Raw genomic sequence first — 16,363 nt, 5'->3', positions numbered from 1 at the left:
GCCGAACCTGCGCGGTCCCGCGAAAGCGACCATAATGGGACGCAGTGCAACCAAGGATCGCAAGGAATGCAAAGGAAGAGGTGGGTGCATGAGGATGCCGATGGACATGTACGTGGTCAGGCACGGCCAGTCCGAACAGAACAAGCTGGTGAAGGCGAACGAGGACGGCAACGACGAGGTCTTCACCCAGGAGCTGGTGACCGTGCCCGACCGTTCCTGGCGCCTGACCGGCACCGGACGCCGCCAGGCGCACCTCATCGGCCGCTGGCTCGTCTCGAAGCAGGAGTCCTTCGACCAGTACCTCGTCTCCCCGTACATCCGCGCCCGCGAGACGGCGGTGAACATGGAACTGCCCGGCGCGCGCTGGCGCGAGAACCGGCTGCTGCGCGAACGCTCGTGGGGCGAGATCAGCACGCGGCCGCGCACGGAATTCCGCGAACAGTACCCGAACAACTGGGACTTCCGCGAGGCCGACCCGCTGTACTGGCGTCCGCCGGCCGGCGAAAGCATCGCCGACGTGAGCGAGAACCGCGTGCAGAACCTGCTCAACGACCTGTCGCGCAACGCAGACGGCGAATCCGTGGTCATGGTCACGCACGGCGACTTCATGGACGCGCTGCGCCTGACCATCGAGGACCTCAGCGACGAACAGTACCTGGAGATGAGCCACGACCCGCAGTGGGCGATCCCGAACTGCACCTGCTTGCACTATTCACGCAAGGACCCGGTGACCGGCAAGACCCACGGACGGCTGCGCTTCGTGCAGGTCGCCAAGCCGGTATGCGTCGACGGCAAGTGGGAAATCCGCGAGGAGCCGTGGCGCGAGTTCCGCCGCCAGCTGCTGACCAACGGCGACCTGCTCGCCACCGTACGCAACGTCGACCGCCATATCCCCGACGACGCCCCGCTGACCCGCGGCCGCAACCGTCGCCGCTGAACATGCCGTCCGTGCGCCAGCTACACTTGACCTCCATGGTGACGAAACGAGTGCGCAAGAGTCCCGAGGAACGCATGCGGGAAATCGAGCAGGCCACGGCCAGACTCGTCGCGGAACGCGGCTATAACGGCATCTCGCTCAAGGACGTCGCCGAGGAAGTGGGCATGAGCCAGCCGGGCCTGTTGCATTACGTCGGCAACAAGGAGGGGCTGCTGTCCCTGCTCATCACCGACATGTATGACGCGCACGGCACTCCCGCCGAGTTCATGGCGTCCGGGCTGCCCGGCAGTGACCCCGAGGCGCCGCTGTTCCCCGCCTATCTGCGATTCCTGGTCCGCCACAATGCCGCCCAGCGGCAGATGGTGCAGCTCTTCCTCATGCTCTACATCGAATCGGTGAATCCCGACCATCCCCTGCACGATTACTACCGCAACCGTCCCGAGAACATCTGGGAGCACTATTCGCGCTACCCGTGGCGCATCCCGCCGCAAGTGGGGCAGTGGGACCCGGGCATGCGCCCGTACGTGAGGCGCGTCATCGAGGCGATGGACGGCGTGCAGATGCGCTGGTTGTGCCTGCCGCCGGTCGACCTGTATGACGAATGGCTGGTCTTCGAGCGGATGATCTTCCCGTCCCCCATCTGGGACGGCTACCGCTGACAGCCTGCGACGCCTCGCCTGACGCCTACGCCCGAATCTTCGTCGGGCAACGCCGAACCCACCCGGACCATGTCGTGATGCCCCTGGCACCAGAGGTCAGTATGACTTTTCTGGCTCTTCGCGTTTGGGTGTGCAGGCATGTCCCTGAGCTCATGTCTCCTCTCCACTTGGCACGCCGCATTTCGGGTGCCGAGTAGAAAACGCAAACTGAACCTGCGTTTTGTACTCGGTGTCCAGCGACTGCAGCGCATGGCTCCGGGGGTGGTACGGCGCATACGGCTCGCACCGTCCCGACACTCGGGCAGGATCCCTGAAGGCACCCGGCCCTCACACACTAAAACGTGAAGAGCCACTTTCCTTCGAAAATGTATCTAATTTTTATTAGATATAGCGTCAAATCCTTGTATTTCAGCCAAGACACGCCATAATTCCTCGAGCTTGACGAGGCGTGGCACATCGATATCATGTTTATATCTAACATCTGTTAGATATAAATGGGGCAGATTCGCAGTGGCGCGGAACTGCCGGTCGACGAGGACGAAAGGAACCGGATCATGAGTGAGCCGAAGCATGGAGGGCCGACCGGGCGACCGGCAGCCGCGGCACGACCCTTGTCCGATGCGGTCAGTGCAATCGCCAGCAGTGAACTCGACGAAGCGATCGTGGACGAGGGCGTCGCCCTGGGGGCGGCCGAGAGCGCGGCCATGCCCGTGGACCTGGGCGTGCGACTGGCCATCTACAACAAGAACCTCGAAGCGGCCCGCCGGGACCCGCACCTGTCTCCCGAGACGGGCAAGCCCATGCCGTCACGCACCAAGGCGCGCTATGCCGCGGCCTTCCTCGTCTTCGGCCTGCTGTGGATGAGCGGCCTGGGCATCGTTTCCGCGGTCCTCCTGCCCGAACACCTCAAGAGCGTGCCCGGCGTGGCACCCGAGGCGCTGGTCGGCATCATCAACTCCTGCACCGCGGTCGCATCGCTCGTCTCGAACCTCATGTTCGGCAACTTCTCCGACCGCTCCCGTTCGCGGCGCGGCAGGCGCACCCCCTTCATCCTCGGGGGAGCGGTCCTTGGCGGCGTCACCCTCTTCCTGACCGGCATGTCGCTCAACCCGGTCCTCATCACCATCGTCTACTGCCTGTGCATGTTCGGCCTCAACTGCATGCTCGCCCCCATGGTGGCCATCATCTCCGACCGCATCCCCATGGGCGTACGTGGTACGATGTCCGCATTCTACGGTGCCGGCTCCACCGTCGGCTCGCCCATCGGCACGCTCATCGGCGCCGTCTTCATCGCCAACCAGGTACCCGGCTTCGTGCTCGCCGGCGTCCTCATGCTGCTGTCCGGCATCGTCGCGGTCGTCGTCCTGCCCAAGGAAGCCCCCGCCGACTTCCTGCCGCGCCAGAAGGACGGCCTGCGTGAAGTCGTCATGAGCTTCCGGCCGCCGAAGTTCTCCATGGCGCATGACTTCTACAAGGCCTTCGCCGGCCGCCTGTGCATGCTGCTGAGCTATCAGATGATCACCATCTACCAGCTGTACATCCTCGAGAACTACGTGGGGCTGGGGACCAAGGAAGCAGGCGTCGTCATCTCCACGATGTCCGTGATCACCATGGTCGTCTCCCTCGTCGGCTCCATCGCCGCAGGTCCGCTCTCGGACATGATCGGACGGCGCAAGGTGCCGATCGTCATCGCCTCCGTCCTCTTCGCCGTCGGCATCGCCATGCCCTGGGTCTGGCCCACCACCACCGGCATGTTGCTCTACGCGGGCATCGCCGGCCTCGGCTACGGCGTCTATTCGTCCGTCGACCAGGCGCTCAACGTGGACGTGCTGCCCAACAAGGAAGAAGCAGGAAAGGACCTGGGCATCCTCAACCTGGCGACCACGCTCGGCCAGATGCTCGGCCCGGTACTCATGTCCGCCATCACTCTCTCCCTCGGCTACGCCTTCGCCTTCCCGATCGCCATCGCCTTCGCACTGCTCGGCTGCGTGTTCATCATGCTGATCCGCGGCGTCAAGTAATCCCCGGCAGCCTTGGGCAGCCCGGCCGTGTTCGCCCATGGAACAGCGCGCACAGTGCTGGTACGACTGCAAGCAGGGGCAGTGAACCGCTCCGCCGCACGGCACTGCCCGGACCAAGCCGACAAAACCCTCGCAACAACGGAACATACGAACATAGGAGTCCAACATGTCCACTGCATCCCCCTACCCGTACCTCAACCCCGACCTGCCCATCGGCGAACGCGTCGCCGACCTGCTCTCGCGCATGACCCTCGAAGAGAAGGTCGGCCAGATGCTGCAGCTCGACGCGCGCGACGGCGACCTGCACGCCCTCGTCGTCGACCGCCACGTCGGCTCCATCCTGCACACCGCGGCCGACGACATCGTACGCGCCGCCGAACTCGTGCACGACGAGACGCGCCTGCACATCCCGCTGCTCATCGGTGACGACTGCATCCACGGCTACTCCTTCTGGCCCGGCGCCACCATCTTCCCCAGCCAACTGGGCATGGCCATGAGCTGGGACCCCGAGCTGGTGCGCCAGGCGGCGCGCGCCACTGCCGAGGAAGTCGCGCCCACCGGCGTGCACTGGACCTTCTCACCGGTGCTGTGCATCGGCCGCGACACCCGTTGGGGACGCGTCGACGAAACCTTCGGCGAAGACCCCACACTCATCGGCGACCTGGCCTGCGCCATGATCGACGGCTACCAGAAGGGCGCCCGCACCGGCGACGCCTTCGATGACGACGCCATCCTCGCCTGCGCCAAGCACTTCGCCGGCTACAGCGAAACCGAAGGCGGCCGCGACGCCTCCGAGGCGGACCTGTCGCGCCGCAAGCTCACCTCCTGGTTCCTGCCGCCCTTCGAACGCGCCGCCAAGGCCGGCTGCGCCACCTTCATGCTTGGCTACGAATCCATCGACGGCACGCCCGTCACCTTCAACCAGTGGCTGCTCTCCGACACGCTGCGCGGCAACTGGAACTACACCGGCACCCTCGTCACCGACTGGGACAACGTCGGCCGCGCCGTGTGGGAACAGCACGTCAAGCCCGACTATGCGCACGCCGCCGCCGACGCCGTACGCGCCGGCAACGACCTCGTCATGACCACGCCGCAGTTCTACGAGGGGGCCATCGAAGCCGTCCGCTCCGGCATGCTCGACGAGGCGCTGCTCGACGACGCCGTCGCCCGCATCCTCACCCTCAAGTTCCAGCTGGGCCTCTTCGAGGACCCGCGCCTGCCCGACCCCGAACGCATCAAGGCAGCCATCGGCAGCGACGCACACCGCGCCACCAACCTGGCCATCGCCCGCGAATCCGTCACCCTGCTGACCAACCGCGGTGCCATACCCTTCGCCGCTGACGGTGCCAAGCACATTGCCGTGGTCGGCCCCCTCGCCGACGACGCACAGAACCAGCTGGGCGACTGGGCCGGCTCCTCCGGCCAGGTGCCGTGGATGCAGGACGGCCAGCCGCGCGAACTGATCACCACCGTCCTCGACGGCATGCGCGCACTCGCCGGCGACGCCGACGTCACCTACGCACGCGGAGCAAACGTCATCGACCTGGTCGACGACCCCGCCGGCGCCACTTTCCCCGACGGCCAGCCGCGTCCCAAGCTCGCCGTCGCCGCCCCCGTCGACCAGACACTGCTCGACGAGGCATTGGACGTCGCGCGCGACGCGGACCTGACCGTCGCGGTCGTCGGCGACGTCGTCGAACTGACGGGGGAGACCTGCTCCACCGCCACCCTCGAACTGCAGGGCGGCCAGAACCGGCTGCTCGAGGCGCTCGCCGCCCAGGCGCGTGAAACCGGCAAGCCCCTCGTGGTGGTGCTCATGAGCTCCAAGCCGCAGGTCATGCCGCCGTGCGTGATCGGGCGCAACGGGGTCTTCGTGGATGACTCCTGCACCGACGGCGTCGCGGCGTTCCTTTACGCGGCCAACCCGGGCATGGAAGGCGGCCGCGCCATCGCGGAGATCATCCTCGGCGTGACGGAGCCCAGCGGACGCCTGCCCATCACCTTCCCGCGGCATGCCGGCCAGCTGCCCGTCTACTACAACCAGGTGCGCGGCCAGCACGGCGACCGCTACGCCGACCTCACCCAGGATCCCGCCTTCGCCTTCGGCGAGGGCCTGTCCACCACCGAGTTCTCCTATGGCGAGCCGCGCATCGTGAACGGCAGTGAATTCGGCGTGGGGGACACGGTGCACGTGGAAGTCGAGCTGGAGAACGTGGGACCGCGTGCCGGCACCGAGACCGTGCAGCTCTACGTGAGCGACGTGGTCACCTCGTGGACCTGGGCGGAGCGTGAGCTCAAGGCCTACCGGCGCGTCTGCCTCGAGGCGGGGGAGCGCACCACCGTCGAATTCGAGCTGCCGGTGGCCGACTGCACCGTCGTGGACGGCGAGGCGAGGCGCGTGGTCGAGTCCGGCGAGTTCAAGGTGCTCGTCGGCCACTCCAGCCGCCTCAAGGACCTGCAGGAGGCGGCGTTCACCGTGCGGTAGGGGCCTGTGGGGCCTTCTCGAATGCCGAAATGGGCGAGATTGGCTTCGGAGAGTCGGGAAGGCGTATGGCTCCTACCGACGGCACCGTGTATTACAGGCAATAGCCATAGCGGCATATCGGTTGGTGCGGTGGCACACGCCACCTCCTACCTTTACCCGCATGCGCCAGTCCCGCGATGCGAGCAAGTGCGCCGTGGACGCCTCACGGATGCCTACACTGTGCGCACGCCCGCCACGCGAACGGGCAAGCACAGGAGAGAAAAGAGACCATGACCACCGCCATCCGCACCCCTCGCACCTCGGCCCTCGCCTCGGCCGCGCTCGCCACGATCCTCGCACTGGGCGGCTGCTCCACGCACACCGCCAAGTCCTACACCTACAACGTGGATACCGGTGACGCCATCAAGATCGAACTGGACACCACCGGCGGCTACGACATCGACGACGAGGTACCCTTCACCGTGACCAAGGACGGTGAGACCGTCACCCAGGGCACCTTCCTCAAGGGCGACGAGGGTTACTCTCTCTACAGCCAGCAGGTGGCCGACGACGAGGATGCCGAAGTGATCGCCGAAGGTGAGCAGGGCGGCAACGAATACCTGTTCTGGAGCGTCGACAACGACGGCACCATGGAGTATGACTACGTGATCCGCGTGAAGGATTCCTCCACCGCCGTCCTGCTGGGCAGTCAGGCCGGCGAGCAGGAAGCCCGGGACGTCTTCGAGCGCATGCGAATCACCGTAGACTGACAGGAAGCTGGTTTTCACTGCTGGCGATGACGCGGCGCGCAACCGTGACGGCGGGGCCATGATGGTACCTAGTTCACGGCCTGTACGGCGCCCATGACCTCCATGCGCGTCCCCTCGGGTCACAAGGAGGAACACTTATGGCAAAGCCGAATATCGCATTCGTGGAAACATCGCTGACGGACGGCTCCTTCGAGGCCGACCTGGCCAAGGAAGCCATCAAGGCCATCGGCGACCGCGCCGAGGTCATCACCGTCGACTACGAGGACCTGCCGCTGCTCAACGAGAAGTCCAAGCTGGCCGCCCCTGATGCCGCGCTCGCGATTCGCGACAAGTTCCGCAACGCGGACGCCGTGTGGGTCTTCATCTCCCAGTACCAGAAGTCCATCCCGCCGATGGTCCACAACCTCTTCGACTGGCTGAGCACCCCGATGGCCAACGACAGCCAGACCACCAGCGTGCTCGACCAGAAGCCGGTCGCCATCACCGGCGTTGGCGGCTTCAATGGCATGTTCGCCCGCGTGCAGCTCGGCGACCTGCTCGAGGCCAACAACATGCGCGTCTTCCCGGTCGAGGTCGGCCTGTCCGTGCCGGACGAGGCCCTCGCCACCGACAAGTGGGTGCTGGACGAGGCCGACGTCAAGGCCATCGACATGCAGGCCGACGACTTCCTGGCCTTCATCTCCGAGAACGAAGAGAAGTAAGGCAGCCGATTCCCCTTTGCGAGGCCGCGCCCGGCACTGCCGGACGCGGCCTCGCGTCGTAATGCTGTGGGGGCTCTGGAAATCTCTCGTTTTTCCGTGAGATTTCCAGAGCCCCCACAGCATTACGCTCAGGGATGACACTCGTTGCAGATGCAACTGTTGTATGTGAGACAACATATAATGCTTTTCGGTTCCAACGGGCATGGCCACTGCCACCATGCACGCAGACGGCGGTGACGCCGGGAACGAGAGCGACGAGAACGACAAGAGGGTGACGGACATGTGCGACGCGAACGACATCGAGAGTGCGGACGTCATGGACTTGCAGCCGAGCCGCGCAATCCGCGCCCTGCACAACCTCATCGGCCGCTACTGGAATGCCTCCATTCCGCAGGATTCCGGCATGTCGGGCTCGAATACCCCCATCATCCTGTACCTGCATGATCACCGTGACGACGATGTCTTCCAATACGACATCGAACGGGCCTTCTCCATCACGCGTTCCACCGCATCCCGCGTCCTCTCCCTCATGGAGAAGAAGGGATTGGTCGAACGCACCGGCGTGGACTGGGATGCGCGCGTGCGCAAGATCACGCTCACGGATGCCGCCACGGACTATGCCGTCCGGTTCAAGCAGGCCGCCACCAACCTCGAACGGATCCTGTTCGCAGGGTTCTCGCCAGAGGAACGCAGCCAGGCGATGGACATGCTCCTGGCCATGCGTCGCAACCTCATCGGCACCGGGCTCGTCGGCACGGACCATGCCACCGATGCGGTGGGCTCCCCGCCGCAGCCGACCCACGCCCCGCCCATCTCCTCCCATGAGGCCGACGAAACGTCGCCCGCGAGGCAAGACAACACCAAGAACACCAAGAACACCAAGAAAGGAGACGATGCGCAATGAGCGCCATCACAGTGGATGCGCCTGCAGCCACGGCAGCCAAGACCAAGCTGCCGCCCAAGCACACCATACGCACGTTGCTCAAGTCACTGCGTGAATACAAGACCGCGAGCCTGCTTTCGCCGCTCTTCGTCGTCGTCGAAGGCGTCATCGAAATCGTGATCCCCTCCGTGATCGCCGTCCTCATCGACAAGGGCATCACGGGCCGCTCCATGCACGACATCTGGGAATACGGCGGCATCCTCATCGTCTGCGCCGCCGTCTCCCTGGGCGCCGGCTTCCTGTCCGGCCGCTTCGCCGCGGTCGCCTCGTCCGGCTTCGCGAAGAACCTGCGCCATGACGAGTTCAAGAAGGTGCAGGACTTCTCCTTCACCAACATCGACCGCTTCTCGACCGGCTCGATCATCACGCGACTGACCACCGACGTCACGAACGTCCAGAACGCCTACCAGATGCTCATCCGGGTGGGCATGCGCGCCCCGGTCATGCTCATCGTCTCCTGGATCTTCGCGTACCGCATCAGCCCGCAGATCTCGCTGGTGTTCCTCGCCTGCATTCCGGTGCTCGGCGTGGGCCTGATCGGCATGGCCGCCGCCGTGCACCCGATCTTCGAACGCGTCTTCCACACCTACGACGAGCTCAACAACATCGTCGACGAGGACCTCCAGGGCATCCGCGTGGTCAAGTCCTTCAACCGCGAGGACCACGAGGACCGCAAGTTCTCGAAGGTCTCCATGCTCATCTACCGCCAGTTCTGCAAGGCCGAGAAGATGCTGAGCATCAACTCGCCGCTGTTCTCGCTGTGCATGTACACCTCCCTGATCACCATCGCGTGGATCGGCGCCCGCCAGATCGTCGCCTCCGGCAACAACGCCGCGGTCGGCCTGACCACTGGCGACCTGACCGCCCTGGTGACCTACGCCATGCAGATCATGATGGCCATGATGATGCTCTCCATGATCTTCGTCATGGTGATCATCTCCCGCGCCTCCGCCGAGCGCATCTGCTCCGTGCTGACCGAGGAGAGCACCATCCGCGAGGTGGCCACCCCCGTCAAGGACGTCAAGGACGGCTCCATCGACTTCGACCACGTCTCCTTCCGCTATTCGGTGAACTCCGAGAAGCCCGTGCTCGACGACATCGACCTGCACATCCGCTCCGGCCAGACCGTCGGCATCATCGGCGGCACCGGCTCGGCGAAGTCCAGCCTCGTGCAGCTGATCCCGCGCCTGTACGACGTGACCGAAGGTTCGCTCAAGGTCGGCGGCACCGACGTGCGCGACTACGACCTGGTGAGCCTGCGCGACCAGGTGGCCATGGTCCTGCAGAAGAACATCCTCTTCTCCGGCACCATCGCCGAGAACCTGCGCTGGGGCAACCCCGACGCCACCGACGAGGAGATTCGCCACGCCTGCCAGCTCGCGCAGGCCGACGGCTTCATCCAGGAGTTCCCCGACAAGTACGACACCTGGATCGAGCAGGGCGGCACCAACGTGTCCGGCGGACAGCGCCAGCGCCTGTGCATCGCCCGCGCACTGCTCAAGAAGCCGAAGATCCTCATCCTCGACGACTCGACCTCCGCTGTGGACACGAAGACCGACAAGCTCATCCGCGAGGCCTTCCACCACGAGATCCCGGACACCACGAAGATCATCATCGCGCAGCGCGTCGCCTCCGTGGAGGAGTCGGACATGATCATCGTCATGCACGAGGGCCGCGTCCTGGACAAGGGCACACACGACGAGCTCATGGCCAGCTGCGAGGAATACCGCAGCATCTACGAGTCCCAGACCCAGCAGCACAGCGCCCAGGACCTCGACAAGGAGTCCCAGGACTGGCATGAGGAAGAGGCCGAGGCCGCCGCATTCAAGCAGCAGTACATGCACGACGAAGCCGCCGCCGGCACCAAGACGGAAGGAGGTGACGCACGATGAGCAGCGCAGCAACCGCTCCCGTCGCCATGGTCACAGATGAGGACACCCTCAACGACGATGCCCGCAAGCCGGGCACGGACCCCGCGCGCAAGGCCAACCCGGGCACCCTCAAGCGCCTGTTCGGCTACATCATGAAATACAAGGTGCGCATCGTCATCATCGTCGTCAGCATCATCCTCGCGGCAGTCGCTCAGGCCGGCTCCGCACTGTTCCTGCAGACCCTGATCGACCGCTACATCCTGCCGCTGGTCGGCAAGTCGAACCCCGTATGGGCGCCGCTGGTCCAGGCGCTCGTGCTCATGGGCTGCCTGTACGCGGTGGGCACCTTCGCGCAGTGGCTCTTCAACTTCCTGCTCGTCGACGTCGAGCAGGGCGTCATGAAGACCATCCGCGACGACATGTTCGCCCACCAGCAGACCCTGCCGATCGCCTACTTCGACACCCACGAACACGGCAATGTCATGAGCCGCTACACCAACGACACCGACACCCTGCGCCAGGCCATCAGCCAGTCCTTCCCGCAGATGCTCTCCTCGGGCGTCACCGCGCTGGCCGCACTGATCGCCATGCTGTACCTGTCCGTGCCGTACACGCTGTTCGTGCTCGTGTTCTCCGCGCTGCTCGTGCTCATCCTGCGCGTGCTCGTCTCCCGCTCCGGCCGCTACTTCGTCAAGCAGCAGCAGGAGCTCGGCGACGTCAACGCCTTCGTCGAGGAAGCCGTCAACGGCCAGAAGGTCGTCAAGGTCTTCAACCACGAAGACGCCATGCAGGCCGACTTCGATGCGCGCAACGACCGCCTCTACGACGCCAGCACCGCCGCCAACACCTATGGCAACGTGACCATGCCGGTCGTCGGCAACCTCGGCTATCTGCTGTACGTGCTGTCCGCCGTCTTCGGCGGACTCGCGATCCTGGGCAACTGGGGCAACTTCGGCCTGACGGGCGTCGGCGTCTACTCGCTGGGCACGATCATCTCCCTGCTGACCCTGTCGCGCTCCTTCACCAACCCGATCGGCCAGGTCTCCCAGCAGTTCACCATGGTGATGATGGCCCTGGCCGGCGCCTCGCGCATCTTCGAGCTCATGGACGCCCAGCCGGAGACCGACGAGGGCACCGTGACCCTGGTGAACGTCGAGCTCGGCTCCGACGGCCGCACCATGACCGAGACCGACCGCGTGACCGGCCACTGGGCATGGAAGCGCGAAGCCAGCGACGACGGCACCCGTTCGCGCGAAGCCGCCCGCAAGCTCTCCCCGAAGGCGCTCGAAGTGGCGCAGAAGGCGCACGAGCAGGCGGTCACCTCGTCCAACGGCCGCCTGACGCTGCTGCGCGGCGACGTGCGCTTCACCGACGTCACCTTCGGCTACGATCCGGCCAAGCCGGTGCTGCACGACATCACCTGGTTCGCCAAGCCGGGCCAGAAGATCGCGCTCGTCGGTGCCACCGGCGCGGGCAAGACGACGATCACGAACCTCATCAACCGGTTCTACGACGTGCAGGAAGGCATGATCCTCTACGACGGCATCAACGTCAAGGGCATTCGCAAGCCCGACCTGCGCCGCTCGCTGGGCATCGTGCTGCAGGACGTCAACCTGTTCACCGGCACCGTGATGGACAACATCCGCTACGGCAAGCTCGACGCCACCGACGAGGAATGCATCGCCGCGGCGAAGCTGACCAACGCAGACAGCTTCATCCGCATGCTGCCCGAAGGCTACAACACCGTGCTCGAAGGCGATGGCTCCGGCCTCTCGCAGGGCCAGCGCCAGCTGATCTCGATTGCGCGCGCCGCCGTGGCCAACCCGCCGGCGCTCATCCTCGACGAGGCGACCTCGTCAATCGATACGCGCACCGAAGCTGTCGTCCAGGCGGGCATGGACAACCTCATGCAAGGCCGTACGGTCTTCGTGATCGCCCACCGCCTGTCCACCGTGCGCAACTCGGACGTGATCATGGTCCTCGACCATGGCCGCATCATCGAACGCGGATCGCACGACGAACTCATTGCCGAGAAGGGCGAGTACTACCAGCTCTACACCGGTTCCCTGGAACTGGAGTAAGGCATATCCGACGACACCTCCGGCAGCCACGCCGGGGGTGTCATCTTTCCCCTAACTGCGCAACCGCCCCGCCGCGGTTGCGCAGTGTGCTGTAATGGAAGTCAGACCGAACGGAAACGACATAAGGACGGTAGACATGACTGACATGACCGACAAGATGAAGGAAAACTTCGAGCAGATCAAGGAACGCATCGAAGAGCACAAGGACGACTTCGGCCCGATGGCCGAGAAGGTGAAGGGTGCCGTCAAGGGTGCCAAGGAAGGCTGGGAATCCGCCTCCGTCGAGGACGAGGACAAGCAGCGCATCGCGCACGCCGAGGAAACCCACCAGACCCACTGAGTCAGGGAATGAGACTTGCGCCGGTCCCGAGCGGTCCGGCATGGGAATCACAGGATTGAGCATGGGGACCCGCCGACACGGTGGGTCCCTTTGTGTTGCATGGACGCCATGCGGCGAAATCAGCTGCCGGAAAATTTTCCTCCCGCCGCGGAAAGCTTTTTGTTATCTTGTGCACGAGACTGCCCTCGGGCGGCAGAGAGACACAGAAGACCAAGAAGAATCTCGGGAGTGGACCCATGAACGCCTGGAAGGAGAACCATGGTCCCGCAGGTGACGTCAGACCGACCCACCTGATGGCGACTGCCATACTCGTCAGCTTGTTGCTGCTGCTGTCGCCGCTCTTCGCCGGCTGCGGCGCCACGGATGCCGCCGCCACCGCAGGCGATGCATCGCCGACCGACACCCCTACCACCGTCACCCGACGCGACGAACCGTCGCCGGACACTTCGCCGTCGAATGTCCAGTCTGCCGACGCCGTCGTCCCGCTGCACGTCTCCGGCGCGTACCTCGTGGACGCGCAAGGACAGCCCAAGCAGCTGCGCGGCGTCTCCACCCACGGCATCGCCTGGTTCCCGCAATACGTCAACGGCGACCTCTTCGGCTGGCTCAAGGAGGACTGGGACATCAACACGGTGCGACTGAGCATGTACACCGCGGAAAGCGACGGCTATTGCACCGACGGCGACCGCGCACGGCTGACCGACCTGATGCGCCAAGGCATCGACGCGGCCATCGCACACGACCTGTACGTGATTGTCGACTGGCACACGCTCTCCGACAACGACCCCAACACACACGTCGAGGAAGCCAAGGAGTTCTTCTCCGCCATCTCCAAGGAGTATGCCGGCAAGGCCAACGTACTCTATGAGATCTGCAACGAACCCAACGGCGCCACCAACTGGGACGACGTCAAACGCTACGCCGGGCAGGTCATCCCCGCCATCCGCGCCAACGACGCCGACGCCGTGGTGCTGGTCGGCACCCCCGACTGGGACCAGGACCTCGCCGACGCGCAACGCGACCCCCTCGACTTCGACAACGTGATGTACACGCTGCACTTCTACGCCAACGAACACAGTGCCCAGCTGCGCGACCGGCTGGTGGCCGCCGTTGAAGCCGGCACGCCCATCTTCGTCTCCGAATTCGGCACCACCGACGCCGGCGGCAACGGCACCGTGAACACCGCAGCCGCCGAGAACTGGCTCGACGTGCTCGACCGGTACCACGTCTCCTACGTCATCTGGAGCCTGTCCGACAAGGAAGAGTCCTCCGCGCTGTTCACCACGGACAACAGCACGCACCCGACCGAATCCGACCTGTCCGAACAGGGACGCTGGTACCGCGGCTACCTGCGCGCGCACGCCGACCGGCAGTGAGCCGCCTTCCATTCGCCGCAGGGGTGAAGGAGCGACAGGCCCACGGGACGCGCACTATAGTGGGACACACAGCAACACAGCCCATATATAAAGGAGCGCACCATGGCAGCAGAAGACGTGGCGAACACCCACGAAGGACTCGACGCGATCAGCGACGAGCAGGCCAAGGAGATGGCGAATGTCGTCGACGCCACCGACCACCCCTACGACGACCCGATCACCGGCAAGCCGAACACCGACGTGCCGCACGACGAGCTCGGCGTGGACGAACAGGCCAAGGAACGCCGTGAAGAGCACGACGGAGCCGTGCAGATGGCAGTGGACGCCCCCGAGGAGGACACCAACGCCAACCAGTGGGAGGACACCTACATGGAGGACTCCGCCATGGCCCGCGAAGGCAACGGCGAAGCCTGATTCACGCACACCCGTGACCACATCGGCCGCGGGCCCCGGGAAGACCCCGGCGCCCGCGGCCGATGCCGTATACCGAACCGAACCGAAGGAACCATCCATGCGCATCGTCTCCCAACACCTCGAACTGTCCGGCATCGACAACTGCCGCGACCTCGGCGGCATCCCCACCACCGACGGACGGCACGTCAAGGACGGCCTGCTCATCCGCTCCGCCAACCTGCACCACGCCAGCCACGACGACCTCGAAACCCTCGACTGCCGGGGCGTCCGGCATGTCGTCGACCTGCGCTCGCGCCCCGAACGCCGGCTCAAGCGCGACAGGCTGCTGCCCGGTTGGACCGTGGCAGAACTGCCGACCTTCCGCGAGGCCGGGGAACTCAAGGTCCAGTTGCGCGACCTGGTCACCCGGCCGGGTACCTTCATCGAGGACCTCTACCCGCATCTCGTGCTAGACCAGGCCGCTGTGGACTGCTGGACGGCCTTCTTCCGGCTGCTCGTGGACAACCAGGGCGGCACCCTGTTCCACTGCACCCAGGGCAAGGACCGCACTGGCGTGGCCGCCGCGCTCGTGCTGGCCGCGCTCGGGGTGGACGAGGCCCTGATCCGTGACGACTACCTGCAGACGAACCTGTACATGGGCAAGGAGATCCCCGATTTCGTCGAGGAGATGGAACCCCACCTGGGTGAGCGGATGGACGCCGACATCGACGAGTTCCTCGTGGCCTCCCCCCTGTATTTCGACACGTACCTCGACGTCACCTCCTCCTTCGGCGGTCCCGTCGGCTATCTGCAGGAACGCTGCGCGGTGAGCGACGACGACCTGGCCACGCTGCGCGAAACGTATCTGGAGTGATGCCGGGCTGCCCGTTACTGAAGCGCTTATCATGTTCTGCCAATTGGGAAAAGAAGGTGTTTCTTCCGCGTGTGCAAGTCGGGAATCGGCTAGAGTGGGACGTGCCGTCATTGCAGACGGGCCACCCATTGGAACACGACACGTGAAGGAGCACCCATGGCGGAAGACAAGAAGGAAGGACTCGAGGCCCTCAGCGAGGAGCGGATCGAGCAGCTCAAGGGCGTCATGAAGGAGACCTCCGGCCCCGAGCAGGTGGATCCTGTGACCGGCGAAGCCGAGGACGAGGGCATCCGCAACGTTACCGAGGACAGCCATGAGAAGCTGGCCGAGCAGAACGAGAAGGACCTCCTGTTCGAGTCCGCCGACACCTGGCAGCACATGGAGGTCCCGGAGTAACCCCCGCAACATACGAGCCCCGAGAAATCTCTCGTTTTTCGTGGTATTTCTAGGGCGGACCGCCCCAGCGGTCCGCCCTAGAAATACCACGAAAAATGATCCGTCCCCCGTTTTCTGGACACAGGAAATAGGAGGACGGTTCTTTTGGTTGTGTATCGTCGTGAGGTACGTGAGCAGGCGTTGGTCCTGTTCGAGTACGGGTTCAAGTATGGTGCGGTTTCCTCGAAACTGGGCATAGGCCAGGGCGTGGCACGTGCTTGGCAGGACCTGTACGAGGCTTGTGGCAAGGAGGCTTTGCTGGATATGGGAAGCACGCATCGTTCGTACGCGTACGAGACCAAGCTCGAGGCGGTACGCCGTCTGGAGGCGGGTGAGTCGCCGCGCCAGGTGATGGCCGGGTTGCATATCGCGTCCAGGAGCGTGCTGGCCCGGTGGCGGGCCGCGTGGAAGCAAGGCGGGGACGATGCGTTGCGCGCCAAGCCCCGGGGACGGCCTAGGGGGTCGGGTGAACAAGCCGGTCGAGCCCACGCGCGAGCG

Annotated in this window: 15 protein-coding genes; all 15 read left to right on the top strand. The window is 64.9% G+C overall.

Annotation, left to right across the window (positions count from 1 at the left end; all coding sequences use genetic code 11):
- Positions 1-88: 88 nt before the first annotated feature.
- Positions 89-937, top strand: coding sequence for a histidine phosphatase family protein (locus BCUN_RS04830; RefSeq protein WP_051920795.1), 849 nt, complete (start codon positions 89-91; stop codon positions 935-937).
- Positions 938-972: 35 nt separating this feature from the next.
- Positions 973-1,596: a TetR/AcrR family transcriptional regulator gene (locus BCUN_RS04825; protein ID WP_033516362.1), complete on the top strand. Its 624-nt coding sequence runs from the start codon at positions 973-975 to the stop codon at positions 1,594-1,596.
- A gap of 704 nt (positions 1,597-2,300) precedes the next feature.
- Positions 2,301-3,617, top strand: coding sequence for an MFS transporter (locus BCUN_RS04820; RefSeq protein ID WP_033516373.1), 1,317 nt, complete (start codon positions 2,301-2,303; stop codon positions 3,615-3,617).
- 166 nt (positions 3,618-3,783) lie between these two features.
- Entirely contained in the window at positions 3,784-6,102 is a 2,319-nt protein-coding gene (locus BCUN_RS04815) for a glycoside hydrolase family 3 N-terminal domain-containing protein (protein WP_033516363.1), read from the top strand.
- A 269-nt stretch (positions 6,103-6,371) separates the two neighbouring features.
- On the top strand, positions 6,372-6,851 hold the full coding sequence (locus BCUN_RS04810) for a hypothetical protein (protein WP_033516364.1): 480 nt from the start codon (positions 6,372-6,374) through the stop codon (positions 6,849-6,851).
- A gap of 137 nt (positions 6,852-6,988) precedes the next feature.
- On the top strand, positions 6,989-7,552 hold the full coding sequence (locus BCUN_RS04805; RefSeq protein WP_033516365.1) for an NADPH-dependent FMN reductase: 564 nt from the start codon (positions 6,989-6,991) through the stop codon (positions 7,550-7,552).
- A gap of 202 nt (positions 7,553-7,754) precedes the next feature.
- Positions 7,755-8,456 (top strand): MarR family winged helix-turn-helix transcriptional regulator, encoded by a 702-nt coding sequence (locus BCUN_RS04800; protein WP_051920793.1) that lies wholly within the window; start codon positions 7,755-7,757, stop codon positions 8,454-8,456.
- On the top strand, positions 8,453-10,387 hold the full coding sequence (locus tag BCUN_RS04795) for an ABC transporter ATP-binding protein (protein WP_081895544.1): 1,935 nt from the start codon (positions 8,453-8,455) through the stop codon (positions 10,385-10,387). Before BCUN_RS04800 ends, BCUN_RS04795 begins: the two co-directional genes overlap by 4 nt.
- A 131-nt stretch (positions 10,388-10,518) precedes the next feature.
- Positions 10,519-12,447, top strand: a complete 1,929-nt coding sequence (locus BCUN_RS04790; RefSeq protein ID WP_238552329.1) for an ABC transporter ATP-binding protein — start codon at positions 10,519-10,521, stop codon at positions 12,445-12,447.
- A 136-nt stretch (positions 12,448-12,583) separates the two neighbouring features.
- Complete coding sequence (locus BCUN_RS04785) at positions 12,584-12,787, top strand: hypothetical protein (protein WP_033516367.1); 204 nt, start codon at positions 12,584-12,586, stop codon at positions 12,785-12,787.
- A 236-nt stretch (positions 12,788-13,023) separates the two neighbouring features.
- Positions 13,024-14,163 carry a glycoside hydrolase family 5 protein gene (locus BCUN_RS04780; RefSeq protein ID WP_051920791.1) on the top strand — a complete coding sequence of 380 codons (1,140 nt, stop codon included), beginning with the start codon at positions 13,024-13,026 and terminating at the stop codon, positions 14,161-14,163.
- Positions 14,164-14,265: 102 nt separating this feature from the next.
- Positions 14,266-14,577, top strand: coding sequence for a hypothetical protein (locus BCUN_RS04775; protein ID WP_051920790.1), 312 nt, complete (start codon positions 14,266-14,268; stop codon positions 14,575-14,577).
- Positions 14,578-14,674: 97 nt separating this feature from the next.
- Positions 14,675-15,430 (top strand): tyrosine-protein phosphatase, encoded by a 756-nt coding sequence (locus tag BCUN_RS04770; protein WP_033516368.1) that lies wholly within the window; start codon positions 14,675-14,677, stop codon positions 15,428-15,430.
- Between the two features lie 156 nt (positions 15,431-15,586).
- Positions 15,587-15,826, top strand: coding sequence for a hypothetical protein (locus tag BCUN_RS04765; RefSeq protein WP_033516369.1), 240 nt, complete (start codon positions 15,587-15,589; stop codon positions 15,824-15,826).
- Positions 15,827-15,976: 150 nt separating this feature from the next.
- Positions 15,977-16,363 (top strand): helix-turn-helix domain-containing protein (locus BCUN_RS04760; RefSeq protein WP_156100126.1); only part of this gene is annotated, 387 nt, incomplete at its 3' end.

Source organism: Bifidobacterium cuniculi, assembly GCF_000741575.1.
In the GTDB taxonomy this organism is placed as follows: Bacteria; Actinomycetota; Actinomycetes; order Actinomycetales; family Bifidobacteriaceae; genus Bifidobacterium; species Bifidobacterium cuniculi.
This window is presented reverse-complemented; position numbering and strand designations above follow the sequence as displayed.

Coding starts and splice junctions, on each gene's coding strand:
- BCUN_RS04795 (WP_081895544.1), top strand. CDS start 8,453: ATGAGCGCCATCACAGTGGATGCGCCTGCAGCCACGGCAGCCAAGACC.
- BCUN_RS04800 (WP_051920793.1), top strand. CDS start 7,755: ATGGCCACTGCCACCATGCACGCAGACGGCGGTGACGCCGGGAACGAG.
- BCUN_RS04805 (WP_033516365.1), top strand. CDS start 6,989: ATGGCAAAGCCGAATATCGCATTCGTGGAAACATCGCTGACGGACGGC.
- BCUN_RS04815 (WP_033516363.1), top strand. CDS start 3,784: ATGTCCACTGCATCCCCCTACCCGTACCTCAACCCCGACCTGCCCATC.
- BCUN_RS04785 (WP_033516367.1), top strand. CDS start 12,584: ATGACTGACATGACCGACAAGATGAAGGAAAACTTCGAGCAGATCAAG.
- BCUN_RS04830 (WP_051920795.1), top strand. CDS start 89: ATGAGGATGCCGATGGACATGTACGTGGTCAGGCACGGCCAGTCCGAA.
- BCUN_RS04820 (WP_033516373.1), top strand. CDS start 2,301: ATGCCCGTGGACCTGGGCGTGCGACTGGCCATCTACAACAAGAACCTC.
- BCUN_RS04780 (WP_051920791.1), top strand. CDS start 13,024: ATGAACGCCTGGAAGGAGAACCATGGTCCCGCAGGTGACGTCAGACCG.
- BCUN_RS04775 (WP_051920790.1), top strand. CDS start 14,266: ATGGCAGCAGAAGACGTGGCGAACACCCACGAAGGACTCGACGCGATC.
- BCUN_RS04825 (WP_033516362.1), top strand. CDS start 973: ATGGTGACGAAACGAGTGCGCAAGAGTCCCGAGGAACGCATGCGGGAA.
- BCUN_RS04790 (WP_238552329.1), top strand. CDS start 10,519: ATGAAATACAAGGTGCGCATCGTCATCATCGTCGTCAGCATCATCCTC.
- BCUN_RS04810 (WP_033516364.1), top strand. CDS start 6,372: ATGACCACCGCCATCCGCACCCCTCGCACCTCGGCCCTCGCCTCGGCC.
- BCUN_RS04765 (WP_033516369.1), top strand. CDS start 15,587: ATGGCGGAAGACAAGAAGGAAGGACTCGAGGCCCTCAGCGAGGAGCGG.
- BCUN_RS04770 (WP_033516368.1), top strand. CDS start 14,675: ATGCGCATCGTCTCCCAACACCTCGAACTGTCCGGCATCGACAACTGC.